The sequence below is a fragment of the Pyxidicoccus trucidator genome (assembly GCF_010894435.1).
In the GTDB taxonomy this organism is placed as follows: Bacteria; Myxococcota; Myxococcia; order Myxococcales; family Myxococcaceae; genus Myxococcus; species Myxococcus trucidator.
In genome coordinates this window covers 182,475-200,302 of record NZ_JAAIXZ010000013.1, presented here as the reverse complement: position 1 = coordinate 200,302, position 17,828 = coordinate 182,475, and the positions used below count along the sequence as shown (strand labels likewise).

General features: G+C 69.6%; 16 protein-coding genes. 8 read left to right on the top strand and 8 right to left on the bottom strand.

The window, feature by feature from the left end; genetic code table 11:
• Positions 1-29: 29 nt before the first annotated feature.
• Both G4D85_RS32155 and G4D85_RS32150 read left to right on the top strand, forming a co-directional pair.
• Positions 30-1,184 carry a hypothetical protein gene (locus G4D85_RS32155; protein ID WP_164017878.1) on the top strand — a complete coding sequence of 385 codons (1,155 nt, stop codon included), beginning with the start codon at positions 30-32 and terminating at the stop codon, positions 1,182-1,184.
• Positions 1,185-1,205: 21 nt separating this feature from the next.
• The gene (locus tag G4D85_RS32150) at positions 1,206-1,862 is read left to right on the top strand and encodes a hypothetical protein (protein WP_164017877.1); all 657 of its coding nucleotides are present in this window, start codon (positions 1,206-1,208) and stop codon (positions 1,860-1,862) included.
• On the opposite strand, the gene G4D85_RS50405 is transcribed toward G4D85_RS32150, so the two are convergent.
• Positions 1,859-1,984 carry a hypothetical protein gene (locus G4D85_RS50405; protein WP_275900329.1) on the bottom strand — a complete coding sequence of 42 codons (126 nt, stop codon included), beginning with the start codon at positions 1,982-1,984 and terminating at the stop codon, positions 1,859-1,861. The genes G4D85_RS32150 and G4D85_RS50405 overlap by 4 nt on opposite strands.
• A 209-nt stretch (positions 1,985-2,193) precedes the next feature.
• Here G4D85_RS50405 and G4D85_RS32145 point away from each other — a divergent pair, with 209 nt between their 5' ends.
• Positions 2,194-2,766, top strand: coding sequence for a glutathione S-transferase family protein (locus G4D85_RS32145; RefSeq protein WP_164017876.1), 573 nt, complete (start codon positions 2,194-2,196; stop codon positions 2,764-2,766).
• 88 nt (positions 2,767-2,854) lie between these two features.
• Here G4D85_RS32145 and G4D85_RS32140 read toward each other — a convergent pair whose 3' ends face one another.
• The 4 genes from G4D85_RS32140 to G4D85_RS32125 all read right to left on the bottom strand — a co-directional run bounded on the left by G4D85_RS32140 (position 2,855) and on the right by G4D85_RS32125 (position 6,434).
• The gene (locus G4D85_RS32140) at positions 2,855-3,382 is read right to left on the bottom strand and encodes a hypothetical protein (protein ID WP_164017875.1); all 528 of its coding nucleotides are present in this window, start codon (positions 3,380-3,382) and stop codon (positions 2,855-2,857) included.
• 47 nt (positions 3,383-3,429) lie between these two features.
• Positions 3,430-4,428 (bottom strand): HEAT repeat domain-containing protein, encoded by a 999-nt coding sequence (locus G4D85_RS32135; protein ID WP_164017874.1) that lies wholly within the window; start codon positions 4,426-4,428, stop codon positions 3,430-3,432.
• A gap of 17 nt (positions 4,429-4,445) precedes the next feature.
• A complete protein-coding gene (locus G4D85_RS32130) occupies positions 4,446-5,666 on the bottom strand; it encodes a hypothetical protein (protein WP_164017873.1) in 1,221 nt (406 codons plus the stop codon).
• A 243-nt stretch (positions 5,667-5,909) separates the two neighbouring features.
• Positions 5,910-6,434, bottom strand: coding sequence for a hypothetical protein (locus G4D85_RS32125; protein WP_164017872.1), 525 nt, complete (start codon positions 6,432-6,434; stop codon positions 5,910-5,912).
• Between the two features lie 223 nt (positions 6,435-6,657).
• On the opposite strand from G4D85_RS32125, the gene G4D85_RS32120 reads away from it, so the two are divergent.
• A complete protein-coding gene (locus G4D85_RS32120; protein ID WP_164017871.1) occupies positions 6,658-8,202 on the top strand; it encodes an alkaline phosphatase D family protein in 1,545 nt (514 codons plus the stop codon).
• Positions 8,203-8,241: 39 nt separating this feature from the next.
• Here G4D85_RS32120 and G4D85_RS32115 read toward each other — a convergent pair whose 3' ends face one another.
• The 3 genes from G4D85_RS32115 to G4D85_RS32105 form a co-directional block, all read right to left on the bottom strand.
• On the bottom strand, positions 8,242-9,873 hold the full coding sequence (locus G4D85_RS32115) for a serine/threonine protein kinase (RefSeq protein WP_164017870.1): 1,632 nt from the start codon (positions 9,871-9,873) through the stop codon (positions 8,242-8,244).
• 109 nt (positions 9,874-9,982) lie between these two features.
• Positions 9,983-10,729, bottom strand: coding sequence for an ABC transporter permease (locus tag G4D85_RS32110; RefSeq protein WP_240359613.1), 747 nt, complete (start codon positions 10,727-10,729; stop codon positions 9,983-9,985).
• Between the two features lie 38 nt (positions 10,730-10,767).
• The gene (locus G4D85_RS32105) at positions 10,768-11,697 is read right to left on the bottom strand and encodes an ABC transporter ATP-binding protein (protein WP_164017868.1); all 930 of its coding nucleotides are present in this window, start codon (positions 11,695-11,697) and stop codon (positions 10,768-10,770) included.
• A gap of 167 nt (positions 11,698-11,864) precedes the next feature.
• On the opposite strand from G4D85_RS32105, the gene G4D85_RS32100 reads away from it, so the two are divergent.
• The 4 genes from G4D85_RS32100 to ettA all read left to right on the top strand — a co-directional run bounded on the left by G4D85_RS32100 (position 11,865) and on the right by ettA (position 17,766).
• Complete coding sequence (locus G4D85_RS32100; protein ID WP_164017867.1) at positions 11,865-13,235, top strand: DUF1444 family protein; 1,371 nt, start codon at positions 11,865-11,867, stop codon at positions 13,233-13,235.
• An 83-nt stretch (positions 13,236-13,318) separates the two neighbouring features.
• Complete coding sequence (locus G4D85_RS32095; RefSeq protein ID WP_164017866.1) at positions 13,319-14,662, top strand: MIR domain-containing protein; 1,344 nt, start codon at positions 13,319-13,321, stop codon at positions 14,660-14,662.
• Positions 14,663-14,777: 115 nt separating this feature from the next.
• Positions 14,778-15,866, top strand: coding sequence for a metallophosphoesterase (locus tag G4D85_RS32090; RefSeq protein WP_164017865.1), 1,089 nt, complete (start codon positions 14,778-14,780; stop codon positions 15,864-15,866).
• 220 nt (positions 15,867-16,086) lie between these two features.
• Entirely contained in the window at positions 16,087-17,766 is a 1,680-nt protein-coding gene (gene ettA, locus G4D85_RS32085) for an energy-dependent translational throttle protein EttA (RefSeq protein WP_164017864.1), read from the top strand.
• Positions 17,767-17,828 lie beyond the last annotated feature (62 nt).

The window sequence follows — 17,828 nt, the reverse complement described above, 5'->3', positions numbered from 1 at the left end:
CACGGGAGAACGAACCAAGGGGGGGAATGATGAGCGACGGAGAAGGACGCAAGTCGGGTGACGCCGCGGACGGGGGCGGGGAGGTGGCCGCCGACTTCATGATTCTGCGCACCTTCAGCATGACGAAGCCGGGGGCGAAGGCGCTGTACATGAATGCCTTGAATTGGCAGGCCGCCTGGCTGCAGGAGCACTTCAACTGGGTCCGCGTGGTGGTGGGCTACGCCCTGACGGACATTCCGGAGCGGGTGCTGGAAATCTACGGAGTCCCGCTACCGGAAAAGGACATGGACGTGGCCAGGAAGGTCCTGGAGTCGCTGCACGCGCAGCCGGAGTACGCGCTGCTGCTGGAGTGCTGCCGGGAAGACCTGCCCCGAGAAGAGGAGCTGCTGCCCGCCCTGGGCTTCGACACGCGCCTCAAGGAGGTCATCGAGGCCATCATGGCGGAGCAGGGCCTCGTGGTGCGTCGGAGGAGCGCCCTCCAGGAGTTCGAGCGGCTCCGTGGGGAACTCGCCACGGCCGACGCCAGCGTCAAGAAGCTCGAGGGGCAGGTCGCCGAAGCCAACGAGCGCATCGCCAAGCTGGAAGTCGAGCTCGAGGAGCTGGAGGGTCGGAGGAGCAGGAACCTCGAAGACCAGATCCGGCAGCTGCGAGACAAAATCAACAAGGAGCGCGTCAGGCTTCGGCGGCTCGACGACGACTTGAAAGCGGCGAAGGAGCACAAGGCCGGCCTGGAGTCGCAGCAGGCAAAGACACAACAAGAACTCACGCAGGTGGAGCAGCTGCTCCGGGAGGCCATGGATCCGGTGAAGCGGGCCCAGACGTACGAGATGATGCTCAACCTCCCCGCCTATTTCCTGAACGTCACCATCCACGTGAAGCCTGGCTTCATGAAGACGTTCGAAGAGGGGATGCAGACGCTGGCCCACGACTTCAAGTGGGACTTCCTCGCCGCTGGCAGGCCCCTGCCCGGGACGGGGGCCCCGGGTGGCGAGCCCGGGAGTGAAACGGTGATGAACCTCTGGGGGTTCAAGGACGCCAACAACCTCTACCAGCAGATGCTGGAGCTGCAGGAGAACGTGCGGTTCGCCGCCCTCGAGGAAATCACCGGAGATGAAAGCCAGATGTTGATGTGTGACTGGGAAGCGCTGTCAGGAATGAAGCGGCCGCCCCCGCTGCATCTTTGAGCGCGGACAAAGGGAGACACCATGACAACACCCTCCGAAACCTCGACGCACGCGAGCAGGGACAACGCGTTTCCGCGTCCGCTTCCGCCGGGCCCCGAGGACCTGGTGATTCTGTCCAGTGATGACCAGTTCTACCTGCTCAAGAAGGAGGCCTACCAGAACGCCGACCATGAAATCAGGACGTCCATGGTGAGCCAGGTGCAGCTCCTGGTGGACCAGGGCGTGGCGCTCGCGGACATCCCCGTGGGCAGCATCCCAGGCGTTGGCGCCATGTGCTACCTGGTGAACCTGAGCGGCTTCGGGCCTCGCGAGTCAGGCTCTGGCACGGACTTCCCCTCCGAGGGCCGGCTGCCGATAGAGCCGGCGCCCATCGACCCGCAGGCCGCCTGCCTGGTCAGCCCCGCTCCGGCCACGGATGACCTCATCATCCACGACAGGGAGGGAAAGGGCTTCTACTGGGTCAAGAAGTGCGAGTACGAGAGACCCGAGACCCGGCTGGACCAGCTCGAGCCCATCCTGGAACAGCAGGTCCGACTCCTGACGAACCAGGGGGTGGTGATTGCGGATGTCCCAGGAGGAGGAAAGCTCCTGGGCGTCGATGACATGGGGGTCCTGGTGAACCTGAAGCGCATTCCGCATCCACCGCCGCCACCCCCGGAGGCATACGGAGCGCTCTAGAGGCAGTCGACCAGCCCGTCGTACAGGGACTGCGTCGTCCGGGGCAGCGTCGCGTTGATGGGCGACGTCCCCGCGAGCGCCGTCAGGAAGGCGCGGAGGGTGGGCCTGCGTCCGCGCGGCACCGGACGCCACGGACCCGTGTGAAGTTCGCATCGTCCTACAAAAGTCCCGCTGCACCAGCAACGTGATGGAAACAATCGGGCCGGGCCCTGTTAGTCCACCCGGGGACGCTGGCGCTCATCACGGTGTGGGATGTGCGGCCCCCCGCCGTGGCGTTCTGGTACACGGAGCCCGCCAACCCGTTGTGTCTGTCTTCCCGGAGGAGCCCTCGATGAAGCTCTATTTCAATCCCAGGAGCCGTGCGGTCATCGCGAAGTGGATGCTCGATGAGTGCGGCGCGAAGTACGAGCTGGTGCCCGTCGACTTGTCGAAGCGGGAGCAGAAGGCGCCGGAGTTCCTCAAGGTGAACCCCGCCGGCAAGCTGCCCGCGCTGGTGGATGGCGACACGCGCGTGTTCGAGGCCGCGGCCATCTGTCTGTACCTCGCCGACAAGTTCCCCGAGGCCAACCTCGCGCCGAAGCCGGGCGCGCCGGAGCGGGGCCGCTACCTGTCCCTGGTGGTGTACTCGACGTCCCAGGTGGAGCCCTCCATGGGCGACCACATGATGAAGCAGCCGACGGCGCCCCAGCGCGGCTGGACGGACTTCGAGGGCGTCCTCAACGCGGTGGAGAACGAGCTCGGCAGCGGGCCCTACCTCTTCGGCGACTGGTTCACCGCGGCCGATGTGATGGTTGGCTCCATGTTCATCTGGCAGCGCATGCTGGGCGGCAACACGGGGCGGCCGAAGCTGGAGGCCTACGTCGACCGGCTCATGGCCCGGCCCAAGGGCCTGAAGGTCGGCTGAGACGGCGGACACGGGTGACCAGCCAGGAGGCAGGGTGGGGGGAGGGGGGAATGGGGGGCCCCCGCCTCCCGGCCGGTCGAAGGCGTGACTAGTCCAGGTAACCGAGCGTCTCGCTGCGGTCGACGGCCTCACCGTAGACGGTGTAGCCGGAGTACCAGGACGTGTCGTTGGTGCCGAGCTTGTCGTACTGGAGGTGCGCGTGCGGGCCGGTGGCGTTGCCGGTGGCGCCGATGTTGCCCACCTGGCAGCGGTCACACGTGCGGTCGTACGAGTCGCTCGTCTTGATCCAGTGCCACTGGCGGAACGTGTAGCCGTTCGTCCACAGGTGCTTCGCCTCGTTCTGCGTGCCGCTGCCGGTACCGTTGCAGTAGACGCCCGTCTTGCGGATGGTGACGTTCCAGGAGACCGAGCCGACCACGCCCGTCTCGGCGCCCCAGTAGTTGCACCGGCCGCCCGCGCCAATGTCCACCGCGCGGTGGGTGCCGCCGCTCGGATAGGTGGTCGTGGCCGTCACCGTGCCGGTGTGCGTACCGCGAACCTCGTGCGCCGTCACAGCGGCGGGAATCATCGCCAGCGAGGCCAGCGCGGCCAGACCCGTCTTCATGATGCTACGCATCGTCATTCCTTTCGGGCCGCCACAGCGGCCCCCGATTGAACTGAGCTTCACGGAGCCTGCTGCAACCGCTGCTTCTCCCTCAGGATCAGGCTCCACTCCTGAAGGCCCATGCCGAGAGCCCGAATCCACGCGTCGACCTCGGGCACCAGGCGGGGGTCGACACCCCGCAGGCGCTGGAGGTCGGGAATCGCACCCGCGAAGCCGAGCTGGGCGATGCTCCGCAGCAGCATCTTCCGCACCCCGAGGTCCTGCTCGTCGCGGTACATGCCGAGCAGCGCTTCCCGCGAGCTGGCCATCTGCTCCGACGGCACCCCGCCCAGCGCGTTGGCCGCCGCCGCGCGCACGCTGGCGTCGTCACTGCGCAGCAGCGACTTGAGGCGGTCCGCGGACTCGGGGCTGATGTGCTCGGTGGAGACGTTGTCGAGAATCCGCGCCGTCACCTTCGGGTCCGTGGAGGCGGCGGCCGCGCCCACCGCCGCGTCCGCGGCCGGGCCGTGGTGGCCCGAGTAGACGAACTGGTTGTCCTCGATGAGGTTCGTCGCGGCCTCCTGGCGCACCTCGGGGGAGGCGTCCCGCGCCAGGCGCTCGTACAGGTCGCCGGTGTTCTCCGTGGCGCTGGTGCGCCGCAGGGCGCGCAGGGAGGCGATGCGGAGGGCCGGGTCTCGCTCCTCCTGGATGCGCTTCGCCACCACGCCCATGGCCGCGGGGTCCGCCCCGCGCTCGGTGCGCGCCACCAGCGCGGCGGCGAGGTGCTCGACCATGGCGGGGTCCGTCTCCCGCTCGAAGGCCGCGCGCAGCTCGGCGTCCGGCAGCGTGACGGCGGACTCGCGCAGCAGCGTGCGCAGGTACTTCCTGTAGGCGGGGGACTTGGAGGAAAGCCCCCGGCGGATGCTGTCCATCAACCCCTCGACGGAGCAGGAGTCCGCGCGCAGCTCGGGGACCGCCGGGGCCGCGGCCTGGGCGGACGCCGTGACGGGGAGGAGGGGGATGAGCGCGAGCGCGACGAGGCCGAGCGCGCGCGAGGAGAAGGAGGAGGGGCAGGTCATGGCGTGGGTTCCCGTGCTCATTCTTCGTGGCGGTCGAGGCAGCCGAAGGGGTCCTGGTCGGGCAGGCTGTTCCACACCCGCACGAAGTCGAGGGTGCCGCTCGCGTAGATGCGCTCGAAGGTCTGGTAGAGGGGCTGGAAGCGCGGGTCGGCGATGGCCATGTTCGCCATGGTGGGCAGCGACTCCTGGCCGGCCACGCGCGCGGCGAAGCGGAAGAGGGCCCACCGCACGCAGATGTCCTGCTCCGCCGTGAAGGACTGGGCGAACAGCTCCAGCGTCCGGGCCTTGTCGCCGCCGGACACCGAGAGGTTGTGCGCCGCCGCCTCGCGGCCTTCCGGGCTGCCCTCGGTGGTGAGGACCTTCGCGTAGCGCGCGCTGGCTTCATCATCCAGCACGGGCGTCGCGTGCATGGGCATGGACAGCGCCAGGTAGCGGATCTGCTCGTCGGGCGACTCGACGCCGATGGTGAGCAGCTTGTCCATGTACGGCGCGAGGTTCCCCTTCGCGTTGAAGTCGCGCTTCATCACCCGGGCGATGGTGCGCGTGGCGGCCCAGCCCGCCTCGCCGGAGACCGGGTCCCTCGCGAAGTCCGCCAGCGTGCCGAGCGAGGCCGGGTCCAGCCGCTTCTGCGTGTCCAGCGCGGAGAGGAGGCCCGCGCGCCGCTGGCCGTCCAGGGTGAGGTCCATGCCCTGCTCCAGGAGCCGCGCGGCGACCTGGGGCTGGTGGACGGCCTCCGAGTCGCGCAGCGCCATCATGATGACGTTGAACTCCCGGGGCGCGGCGTCGCGGCTCCAGCCCAGCACCTCGAGCGCGTGGCCCGCGTCGTTGCCGATGAGCTCCGTGAGGCGCTCGCGCAAGTAGGCCCGGACGTTCGGGTCCCTCGACGCCAAGAGGGGCGCGGCCCAGTTCCGGAAGCTCCCAATCGTCACCGACTCGTTGAAGCGCTCGATGTCCCGCCAGCAGACGGTGGCCTCGAACCGGGGCGGCGGCTCCTCGGCCTGCGCGGCGCCCCCGCCGGAGTGGCCATTGGAGCCTCCCGTCCCGGAGTGGCCCTTCGCGTGGGCGCTGGAGGAGGCGCCGTCGGACCCGGACTCCTCACCGCCCCTGGGGCCGTAGGCGAGCAGCGCCACACCGGCGAGCAGCACGACGGCGCCAAGTCCGAGCAGGACGAGTGGCGGGCGCCGGCCCTGGGGGCCCGTCACGGGAGCGGCGGAGCGGTGGACGGATTCTGGAGTCATGGCGGTGGGGGCCTGTGAGGGGTTCCAGCCCCTCAGGAGGGCCCGGGGCCGCCGCTGTCTTGAAAAATGATTTCACGGGGATTTTCTCCCCGGGTTTTTCGCGACCGCGCCGAGCGGGGCTCGGCCGCAAGCGTCCGGAAGGACAGCGGCCCCATGAGGCTCCGGTGAGGGTCCGGTCGACCCACCGGCCCTCATGGGGCGCTGCCGCGGGCCGGGGGCCCACGTGCGCGGGGAAGCGCTGGCTCAGTCCAGGAAGCCGATGGTCTCGCTGCGGTCCACGGCCTCACCGTAGACGGTGTAGCCGTCGTACCAGCCGATGTCCTTGGTGCCGAGCTTGTCCTGCATGAGGTGGGCATGCGGGCCGGTGGCCTGTCCGGTGCCGCCGGCGTTCCCAATCTGGCAGCGGTCGCAGGTGCGGTTGCGGGAGTCGGCCGTCTTGATCCAGTGCTTCTGGCGGAACGTCCACCCGCTCTGCCAGAGGTGGCGGGCCTCGTTCGCGTTCTCGTAGCCGTTGCCGTTGCAGACCACGCCGGTGGTCTTGATGGTGACCGTCCAGGAGACCGAGCCGACCACGCCCGTCTCGGCGCCCCAGTAGTTGCAGCTGCCGGGGCCGATATCCACGGCGCCGTGGTAGCCGCCGCTCGGGTAGTTCGTGGTGGCCGTCACCGTGCCGGGGAACGGGGAGCGGACCTCGTGCGCTCCGACGGCCATGGGGATGAGCGCCACGGACGCCAGCGCCGCCAGACCTGCCTTCAGGGTGTTTCGCATCAGGGGGTTCCTTTCGGACCGTTCACCGGTCCAGCCGTGAAGAGGGCCCCGGCCCCGCCGCCATCTCAGGGAATCGGAAGGGCCGCGGGGCTGTGCCGGCTGTTGCCTGCTGTCTCCCTGCCTGCTCCCCGTGCGGCGGAGCGGAGCCGCCGGGCAGGCGCCTCCTCCCGGTTCGGGCATGCGGCTGCTGGTCCGGAGCCTCGGGCGATAGCACTTTGAGCTCATGCAGGCAGAGCGGTTCCAGTTGGAGCGTGCCGTGGCCGTGGGCCGGGTCAGCCCGCGGGGAGTGCGCTTGTGGATGCGCTCGCCGGGCGGGGGGCCGCACCGCCTGGAGCTGTGGCTGATGGCGGCGCCGTCGGAGCGCGTCTCCTACGCGCTCGACATGGGGGACCGCTCCTTCTGCGACCACACCCTCTCCTTCGCCTTTCCGGACGACCTCCCCGGCGCGAAGGCGCTCGAGCCGGTGACGCAGTACGGCTTCCGGCTGAGCCGCGCGGACGGGGGGCTCGTCGGAGAGGGGCGCTTCGAGACGCTGCCCGCCCGGCGAAGCCAGATGCCGAAGCGCTTCTGCATCGGCGTGGCGAGCTGCCACCAGCCCTTCGACAAGAGCGGAGCGATGCACGAGATGGGCGTGCGGATGCTGCGCGTCGCCAGGGCCGCGTGGGAGCGCTGTGACGTGAAGCAGGTGCTGTGGGTGGGCGACCAGCTCTACGCGGACTTCCCGGAGAATCAGTCGCTGTTCGACCCCGAGTACTTCAAGACGGTGGGGCCTCCGGGACGCAGGAGCCTGCTGGAGTGCACCCACGACGAGGCGCTCGCGGTGTACCACGCACGCTACCGGCGCAACTGGGGCCACCCGGACTGGCTCGCGCTCCAGGCGCGCTTCCCGGGCTACCCCATCCTCGATGACCACGAGGTGGCGGACAACTACGGCTCCCTGCCCGAGCACCACCACAAGGACTGGCGCCACCTGCGCGACGCGGCCGAGGCCGCCTACCGCCACTACCAGCAGTCCCGCGTGGAGCCCCTGCGCCCCGATGACGAGGGCCCCTACGACTACGCCTTCGAGTATGGCGTCGCGGCGGGGTACGTGCTGGACGTGCGCTCCGAGCGCCGCTCCGCCGATGGAGACCACGCGCGCGTCTTCGCGCCGCGCCAGCTGGAGGAGTTCTCCACCTGGCTGAACACGAACACCGAGGCGCCGGTGCTCTTCGTCGTGGTCAGCGTGCCGCCGTTCTTCATGCCCGGCTGGCTCTCACGGGTCGCCCGCTACGTGCCGGGCAGCTTCCGTGAGGACGCGCATGACCGCTGGGTGCACCCGCAGTACCGCAAGGACCGCTGCCGCATGCTGGAGCTCATCAAGCACCACCAGCAGCGCAACCCCCACCAGCGGGTGGTGATGGTGGGCGGCGACGTGCACGTGGGCTACGTGGCCCGGTGTGACTGGCGCACGGACCCGCCGACGTCGCTGTACCAGTTCGTGTCGAGCTCCATCACCCACAAGATGCCGTCGCTCGACTGGCACATGGCGCGCCACATTCCCCGCACGCACTTCGTGATGTCGGATTTGGACGGGCGCTCGGCGCGCATCCACCTGCTGGGCGGCAGCATGGCGCGCGTCTTCCAGCAGCCGGTGGGCGGACTCAACGTGGGCACCATCGAGGTGGACCTCGAAGGCGAGCACGCGCGCCTCAACTTCAAGCTCTATGGAGAGGACGAGGACGCGCCCGACGAGCCGAAGGTGCTGTTCGAGTCAGGCTTCCAGTGAAGCCCGGCTGAGCCGCGCGCACGGCGCGGCCCGGGGGGCTCAGCGCGTGCCCTTGATGCCACCGAGCCCGCCGCCCGGCTTCTTGCCGGAGACGGGGGTGACCTTCGTGCCGCCCTTGGGCCGCTGCAGCTCCAGCTCGAGCGCGGAGTCGGCGGCGGACACCTGCCGCGTCACCGGGTCATACCCGGCCAGCTCCAGCGTCACCTCCAAGGGGGCGCCGCCGGGCTGGAGCGTGAGCTCCATTGGCGTCGTGCCCAGGGCCTTGCCACCGACGCTCACCGTCGCACCGGGAGGCACGGAGGAGACGGGCAGCGCCACGGACCGCGGCGGCGCGTCCGGAGGCCGCGTGCCTTGGGGATTCGAGGGCGGCGGCTGCACCGGCGGAGCCACGGCGACGTGCGGCGGGAGCGGCTTCACCGGATTCGCCTCGGCGCCGCGCATGAAGATGAGCGCCGAGCCCGCGATGAGCAGGCCCACGCCGGCCGCCGCCACGGGCACCCAGGGCACGCGGCGCGGCGGCACGTCAGGGCGGCCCAACGGCGAGGTACCGCGCGTCTTCTCGTGCACGGGCTGCGCGGCCACGCCCTGGCGCGAGCGCGTGCTCGGGACGGCGCCCTGGGCCGGGCGCGGGACGGCGCGCGACGCGGCGGAGCGGGGGCCCCCGTTGATGCCACTCAGCGAGGAGTTGGAGCGCGAGTCCAGGTCCGCGTCCTCGGCGAGCTGGTCCAGCTTCGCCGGGTCCGTCTCGGTGGCGATGCGCTCCGCGTACACCTCGCGCAGGTACGCGGACAGGTGCGCGCTGCTGGAGGGCAGCCGCAGGTTGAGGGCGTAGTCCTCCAGCGCCAGCCGGAAGGCGCCGCAGTCCGGGTAGCGCCCGTCCGGCGTGGTGGCCAGCGCCTTGAGCAGAATCTCGTCCAGCCCCGGCGGCAGCTTGGGGTTGAGCTGCGACGGCCGCGGCACCTGGCAGTCCTTCACCAGCCGCAGCGTCATCAAGTCTGACTCGCCCTTGAAGAGGCGCTTGCCCGTGAGCAGCTCCCACATCACGACGCCCAGCGCGAACAAGTCACTGCGCGCGTCGATGCTGTGCCCGTTCGCCTGCTCGGGCGACATGTAGGGGTACTTCCCCTTGAGGACGCCGGTGGCGGTGTTCTGGCTGCTGGTGGCCGCCTTGGCCACGCCGAAGTCGATGACCTTCACCCCGCCGTCGAAGCCGACGAGGATGTTCTGCGGTGACACATCGCGGTGTACCAACCGCAGCGGCTTGCCTTGTGCGTCACGCGCCTCGTGCGCGTAGTGAAGTCCCGCCGCGGCATCCGCGATGATGCGGAGGATCAGGCCCACCGGGAGCGGCTTGCCATGCGCCCGCGAGAACTTGTCCAGACGACGCACGTCGTCACCCTGGACGTACTCCATGGCCAGACAGTGCCGGCCCTCGATCTCCGTCAGGTCGAGGATGGTGATGAGGTTGGGGTGCGTCAGCCGAGCGACGAGCCCCGCCTCGTCCAGGAACATGCTGAGGAACTCATCGTCCTCGGCGAGGTGGGGGAGGATGAGCTTGAGGACGACCAGTCGCTCGAACCCCGTCCCGTGCTCGCGGGCGAGGAAGATCTGCCCCATTCCCCCGGAGGCAATCTTCCGCAGCAACTCATACTTACCGAATGGCACAGCCATGATGTACCCCGGAGGATATCCCCCTTTCTCACCGGGTGGGAAACACCCAGTCGCGAAATACCCCACAGCTACCCAGCCCTCCGGGGCCGGGGTTCAGGGGATGTAGGCATCAGGCCTTCATCTTGTAACCTGACCGTAACACCAGCCAGGTGGTGAGGGTGGCCACCACGGCGACGCCGGCGAGGATGGCGCCGCCGCCCAGGGGCGAGAAGCTGCTGCGGCCCAGCATGCCGTAGCGCAGCCCCTCCACCATGTAGACCATGGGGTTGAAGAGGCTGACCTCCTTCCACGGCGAGGGCAGCTCCCGCACCGAGTAGAAGACGCCGCCCAGGAAGGTGAGGGGCAGCATCACGAAGGTGGGGAAGAAGTTGATCTGCTCGAACTTCTCCGCCCATACGGCGGCCAGCATGCCCAGCACGCTGAAGACGTAGGAGGAGAGGAGCAGGTAGTACGCGGCCACCCACGCGTGCTCCAGGCTGAAGCCGGTGAAGATGGCGGCCACGGCCCAGGTGAGGCCGCCCACCACGAGGCCGCGCACCATGGCGCCGCCGATGAAGCCGGCCATCAGCTCGCCGGGCCCCAGGGGCGACACCAGCAGGTCCACCACCGTGCCCTGAATCTTGGTGATGAACAGGGACGAGGAGCTGTTGAGGAAGGCGTTGTTGGCGATGCCGAGGAAGACGAGCCCCGGCACGATGAAGTGCAGGTAGGGCGCGCCATCCACCGTCTGCACCCGGCCGGAGATGGAGTAGCCGAAGACGATGAAATACAGCGTGGTGCTGATGAGGGGCGAGAGGACCGTCTGGCCCGGCACGCGCATGAAGCGCCGGACCTCCTTCGCGAACAGCGTCTGCATCCCGAGGACGTTCATGGTGGGCGGAGCGGGCGGTGGGGTCAGGCGGCCTGGGGACGGCCGCGGAGGATTTCGATGAGCACGTCCTCCATGCGCGAGCGGCGCGTCTCCACGTCGGCGATGGGCTGCCCTTCCGCGTAGAGGGCGCGGAGCAGCTCGCCGGAGGGCGCGCAGCCCTCGCGCTCGACATAGGTGAGGGTGCGGCCGTCCGCGGAGAGGGCGGCGGCGAAGCGGCGGCCGGCTTCGGACAGGGCCGCCTGCGGGTGGTCGAAGGTGACGACGACGCGGCGCTCGCCGAAGCGGCGCAGCAGGGTGGTCTTGTCCTCCACCATGAGGAGCCGGCCCTCGTTGATGATGCCCACGCGGTCCGCCAATTCCTCGGCCTCTTCGAGGTAGTGCGTGGTGAGGACGATGGTGGTGCCCTCGGTGGCCAGCTTGCGGACATAGGTCCACAAGTCGCGGCGCAGCTCCACGTCCACGCCCGCGGTGGGCTCGTCCAGGAAGACGAGGCGGGGCCTGTGCACCAGCGCCTTGGCGATGAGCAGCCGGCGCTTCATGCCGCCGGACAGGGCGCGCGTCATCGCGTCCTTCTTGGCGTGCAGGTTGAGGGCGGTGAGCACCTCGTCGATGCGGGCCTCGTCCCGGGGCCGGCCGTAGTAGCCGAGCTGAATCCGCAAGGACTCGGACACGGAGAAGAACGGGTCGAAGTTGATTTCCTGCGGCACCAGGCCGATGTCGTAGCGCGGGCCGACCGGGTCCTTGTCCAAATCCACGCCGAAGACGCGGATGGTGCCGGCCGTCTTCTTCACCAGGCCGCAGACGCTGCCAATCATCGTCGTCTTGCCGGCGCCGTTGGGGCCGAGCAGGGCGAAAATCTCTCCCGGGCGGATGGAGAGGTCCATCGATTGCAGCGCGGTGAAGGTGCCGTACCGCTTGGTGAGTCCCTGGAGCTCGAGGGCGGGGGTGGACATGGGCGGCGCTTCGTCTAACACCTTCGAGGCCGGTGCGCCCGACTCTCGCGGTGGCAGGCCGCTGACGGCTTCCAGCGACGTGTCCCATGCGACAGGTGCGGTAACCTCGCCCCCGGCCCGGCGCTCACCTGCCCGGGCCTGCGCCCGCGCACGGGTGGAGCCCGGACATGTCACGCAACACGCTTTGGAGTGCGGTCCTCTTCGGTGTCCTGGCCCTGGTGTTCGTCGTCGGGCTGGCCTTCTCCAGCGGGGGGGATGATGCGCTCGGGAGGGAGGCCGCTCCCTCCGTGGCGCGCGAGGAGGACCCCGAGGCTCCGCTGTCGGAGGAGGAGGAGAAGGCCGCCTTCGCCCGGAAGGCCGTGGAGGCGCTCCGCGCCGCGGGCGTCCCGGGCGAGCCGCGCTACGAGCCGGAGCACTTCCGCATCCAGACCCACGGCCCGGACGGCGGCGTGGCGATGACCCTCTTCCTCACCAACTTCTACCGCGAGTACCAGGCCACTCCGCCCGAGCGGCGCGCCGAGGTGCTCGCGCGCCTGACGAAGGCGAACCTGTCCGTCGAGGCTCCGGAGACCTATGCGCAGGCGCGCCCGGACCTGATGCTCGTGGTGCGTCCTCGCGCCACCTTCGAGCTGCTCTCCACGCAGCTCGGCAGCCCCTTTGGCTCGAAGGGGCCCGTGTCGTGGCGCCCGCTGGGCGACACGCTGGCCGTGGCGCTCGTCCAGGACACCGCGGACGCCATGCGCTACGTCCCGCCGGAGGACCTGAAGCGCTGGGACACCTCCTTCGACCAGGCCTACGCCGACGCCCTGGCGAACCTGCGGCGGCGCGGCGTGGAGCCGCTGACGCCCCTGGCCCAGGGCGCCTGCGTGCTCTCCACGAATGACAGCTACGGCGCCTCGCGGCTGCTGCTGGAGGAGGTGGTGCGCCGCTGCGAGGTGCGCGGCGAGTTGGTGGTGCTGGTGCCCAACCGGGACACGCTGTTCATCACCGGCTCGCGCGAAGAGGAGGGCCTGCTCGCGGTGGCGGACGTGGCCCAGCGCGCCCTCCAGGTACCGCGCCCGGTGGACGGGCGCGCGCTGCGCCTCACCCCCGAGGGGTGGAAGACCTTCCTGCCCGAGCCCGGCAGTCCCTCGCGGAGCCTCCTGCAGAAGCTCGCGGTGACCAGCCTGGCCCGCGACTACGCGGAGCAGGCCGAGCGCCTCGAGCAGCAGCACGCGCGGGACGGCCTGGACATCTTCATCGCGGAGTTCATCCCGGAGGAGGACGAGCACGGGCGCTCCTTCGGCCAGGCCGTCTGGGTCAGCGACATCGACACGCTGCTGCCACGCGCTGACATCCTGTTCTTCATGGACCAGACGCTCGGCTCGAAGGCGCCTCCGGTGGCCATCGTCCGCTGGGACCTGGTCGTGCGCGACGCCGGGCTGCTGCTCATGCCCGAGCCAGGCCTGTACCCGGAGCGCTACCGCGTGAAGGGCTTCCCCTCGAAGGCGCAGCTGGAGCGCTGGAAGGCGGAGCCGACGGCCATGGACGTGCCCTGAGGACAGCCAGAATGGGCGCTGCGCTCCGTATCCAGAATGTCGAGAGTGATTGGACGTCTCGGCACTTGATAGGGGGACAGGTCATGGCGGTGCTGTTGCGAGTGATGTGCTGGAACATCGCGGAAGGGAACATGACGGGGAGCCTGGAGAGCAACTCCATGTTGCCCCGGCTGGCGGACGAGATTCGCGCCCAGGCGCCCGACATCGTCTTCCTCAACGAGGTGAGGAACGAGAAGGGCTGGCCCTATGGCAGCGGCGTCAACCAGGTGGTTCGCCTCTCGGAGCTGACGGGGCTGCCGTACCGGCACTGGGCCAACACCAATGCGCTTGGGCTGCGAGGCCACAAGGCGGTGGGCATCCTGTCGCGGTTCCCCCTGGAGGCGGCCGTCTACCACCCGGTGAAGTGGAGCGGGGACGACACGGGGTTCGGGACGCTGGAGAGCAGCTTCCTCGTGGATGGCAGGCGCATCCACATCTTCTCCACGCGATTCAGCCCGGTCCATCATGGCAACCCGGATTTCGATTGGCAGCAGGAGCTGCGGGAGAACACCGCCGGCCACCAGCAGGCCGCCGCGATGACCGCGGGGCGGGACCCGAACCTCCCCATCATCTTCGGGGGTGACTTCAACGCCTGGCCGGAGGCGGAGCTTCATGCGCCGCAGTACAACCACTTCAGGGACCACAGCGGGCTCATCAACACCCTGACTCCGCACCCTCATCCGAATGACGAGGCGCCGGAGACTCCTGACTTCATCTACTTCCGGGGGCCGTACTCCGTGAGGATGGTGTCGCGGAGGTCGCCGCCGAACAACCCGACGGACCACCCCTTCGTGCTGACGGAGCTCCAGTCGCCCCAGGAGGGCTTCACCGTCGCGTACGGCAGCAGCGTCAAGCTGCGGCATTCCGGCAGTGGCCGGGCGCTGCACTCGCATCCCTTCAACTACGGGCACGCGGGCACGTCGGGCCAGCAGCAGGTGACGGCCTTCGAGGGCTACGACGACAGCGATTGGTGGCGCATCCGGGGCCCGCATGGGACGCCGAACAACTACCAATCGGGGGCGCCGGTCTATCACGGCCAGACCATTCGCCTGAACCACCGGGCCACCGGACGCAACCTGCACAGCCACAGCGGTCATCCGTCGCCAGTCACCCAGCAGCAGGAGGTCTCCTGCTTCGGGACGAATGGCGTCGGCGACGGCAACGACAACTGGCGGGTGGAGGTGGAGGGCGGAGGCGCGTGGACCGGCGGCAAGCGGGTGCGGCTCATCCACATCGGCACCAACCACGCCCTGCACTCGCACCACGGCCACGCCCATCCGGAGTGGACGCGGAGCCAGCAGGAGGTCACCTGCTACGACGGCCGCGACGAGAACGACTGGTGGTCGGTGTTCTCCGCGTTCGCCCTGGACGGGAAGGAGCCGCTGTAGGCCCGGGAAGGGCCCGCCCCACCTGCACGGGCGGGGCGGGGCCCTCGGGTGGCTGGCCGCTTGGGACTGACTCCCCTGCGCGGGGAGCAGGCGTCGATTAGAAACCTGGGGACCGATGCTCATCCGCTCGTTCCACCAGGGTCGCTTCCAGCTCGTGGCGACCGCCCTCGTCACGGTCGTCCAGCTCCCCGCGGTGCTCTGGCTGTGCGCGCTGACGCGGACGCCGCTGCCTGCGCTCGTGGCGCTCGGCGTCTCGTGGCCGTACCTGCGACGGCTGAAGAGTCCCTGGACGACCACGCCTCGCACGCCGTCCACGTATGTGGCGCTGGGCTGGTGGTCGGCGTGTCTGGTGTTCGACCTGCTGATGCTCCCCGCAGCGCTGGCCATCCATGCGGGGGCTCCCGGAGGGGCGACGTGGGCGCTGGTGGGGACCCTCTCGCTGGGGGTGGGAGGCGACGCGGTCCTCAACCGACCCCGGCTGCGGAGGCGGACCGTACGCATCGCCGGGCTGCCGGAGGCGCTCGACGGCTACCGCATCGGCCAGCTCTCCGACGTGCACTGCGGCGCCCATGTGCCCGAGGCGAAGGTGGCCGGCTGGGTGGCGCGCCTCAACGAACTGGGGCTGGACCTCGTCACCGTCACCGGCGACCTGATTGCGCACGGCCCCTCGCATGTGGAGGCCGTCGCGCGGGCGCTCGGCGGACTGCGGGCGAAGGATGGCGCCTTCGCGTGCATGGGCAACCACGACTACTTCACCGATGGCGAGCACCTGGTCCGCGAACTGGAGTGGAATGGCCTGAGCGTGCTGCGCAACCGGGGCGTGGTGGTGGAGCGGGGCGGAGCGCGCCTGTACGTCGCGGGCGTCGATGACACGTGGAGCTCGCGCCATGACCTGGAGCGGGCGCTCGCGGCGCGTCCGGAAGGCGTGCCCACGGTGCTGCTCGCGCATGACCCGGACCTGTTCCCCCAGGCACAGGCGCGGGGCGTGGAGCTGACGCTCTCCGGCCACACCCATGGCGGTCAGCTGGCGGTCCCCGGGGTGCGCCGGCTGTCGCTGGCGCGGTTCATGACCCGGTGGACCTCCGGGATGTACCGGCGGGGTCGCTCGTGGCTGTATGTGAATCGCGGCGCGGGGACGACGGGCCCTCCGGTGCGGCTGGGCGCCCCGCCGGAGCTGGCCGTCATCACCCTGCGGCGGGAGTGACGGCGCGGCGGCGGCAGGTGGGAGTCGGGTGGGCCCCAGGCCCTGGAAGGGAGTGGGCCGCCAGGCAGGGGCCCTCTGTCCACACGCCGACGGCTGGCGGTCCTGCCGGGCTGTCGGGGGGCCTCAGGGGTGACAGGGGAGGGACGCACGCGGCTTGAGTGCGCTGTTCCACCCTGGTATCCGCTGTGCCCTTCACTCCGCCGGAGGCAGGAAAGCCGCGATGGCCCAGAATTTCATCTTCACGATGCAGGACCTGCGCAAGGTCAAGAACAGCAAGGAGATCCTCAAGGGTATCTACCTGTCGTTCTTCCCGGGCGCGAAGATTGGTGTCATCGGCCCGAACGGCTCCGGTAAGTCGACGCTGCTGCGCATCATGGCGGGCGTGGACACCGAGTTCTTCGGCGTCGCCAAGCCGGACCCGTCCGCCAAGGTCGGCTACCTGGCCCAGGAGCCGCAGCTCGACCCCTCGCTCGACGTGAAGGGGAACGTGGAGCTGGGCCTGAAGGAGATTCGCGCCACGCTGGACCGCTTCAACGAGGTCAGCGCGAAGTTCGCCGAGCCCATGGACGACGCCGCCATGGAGAAGCTCCTGGCCGAGCAGGGGCGGCTCCAGGACGCCATCGACGCGGTGAATGGCTGGGAGCTGGACCGGACCATCGAGATGGCCATGGACGCGCTGCGCCTGCCCCCGGGTGACGCGGACGTGACGAAGCTGTCCGGCGGCGAGAAGCGCCGCGTGGCGCTGTGCCGCATCCTCCTGGAGAAGCCGGACCTGCTCCTGCTGGACGAGCCCACCAACCACCTGGACGCGGAGAGCGTCGCGTGGCTGGAGATTGCGCTGAAGGAGTACAAGGGCACCATCGTCTGCATCACCCACGACCGGTACTTCCTCGACAACGCGGCCGAGTGGATTCTGGAATTGGACCGCGGCGAGGGCGTGCCCTGGAAGGGCAACTACTCCAGCTGGCTGGAGCAGAAGCAGAACCGGCTGGCGCTGGAGGAGAAGTCGGAGAGCCACCGCCAGAAGACGCTCAAGCGCGAGCTGGAGTGGGTGCGGCAGTCGCCCAAGGCGCGTCAGGCGAAGAGCAAGGCGCGCATCTCCGCGTACGAGGAGCTGCTCAGCCAGTCGCAGGAGAAGCGCGAGGCCACGGGCGAAATCATCATTCCTCCCGCGCCGAAGCTGGGCGGGCTGGTGGTGGAGGCCAAGGGGCTGCGCAAGGCGTACGGGGACCGGCTGCTCGTCGACGACCTGAACTTCAAGCTGCCGCCGGGTGGCATCGTCGGCGTCATTGGCCCCAACGGCGCGGGCAAGACGACGCTGTTCCGGATGATGACGGGCGTGGAGAAGCCGGACGCGGGCGAGCTGCGCATGGGCGAGACGGTGAAGCTGGCCTACGTGGACCAGAGCCGCGACGCGCTGAACGGTGACAACTCGGTGTTCCAGGAGGTCAGCGGCGGGCTGGACCACCTGGACCTGGGCAAGGGCGGGCAGATTCCCAGCCGCGCGTACCTGGCGGGCTTCGCCTTCAAGGGGCAGGACCAGCAGAAGCGCGTGAAGGATTTGTCCGGCGGCGAGCGCAACCGCGTGCACCTGGCGAAGATGCTCAAGGAGGGTGGCAACCTCCTCCTGCTCGACGAGCCCACGAACGATTTGGACGTGGAGACGCTGCGGAGCCTGGAGGATGCGCTGCTGAGCTTCGCGGGCTGCGCGGTGGTCATCAGCCACGACCGCTGGTTCCTGGACCGCATCGCCACGCACATCCTGGCGTTCGAGGGGGACAGCAAGGCGTTCTTCTTCGAGGGCAACTTCCAGGACTACGAGGCGGACAAGAAGAAGCGCCTCGGCCCCGACGCCCTGGAGCCGCACCGCATCCGGTACCGGCCCCTCACGAAGAACTGAGTCGGCGGGACTTCCCCTCTCCCTCACGGGAGAGGGGTAGGGTGTGCGACGTCAGGAGGGGC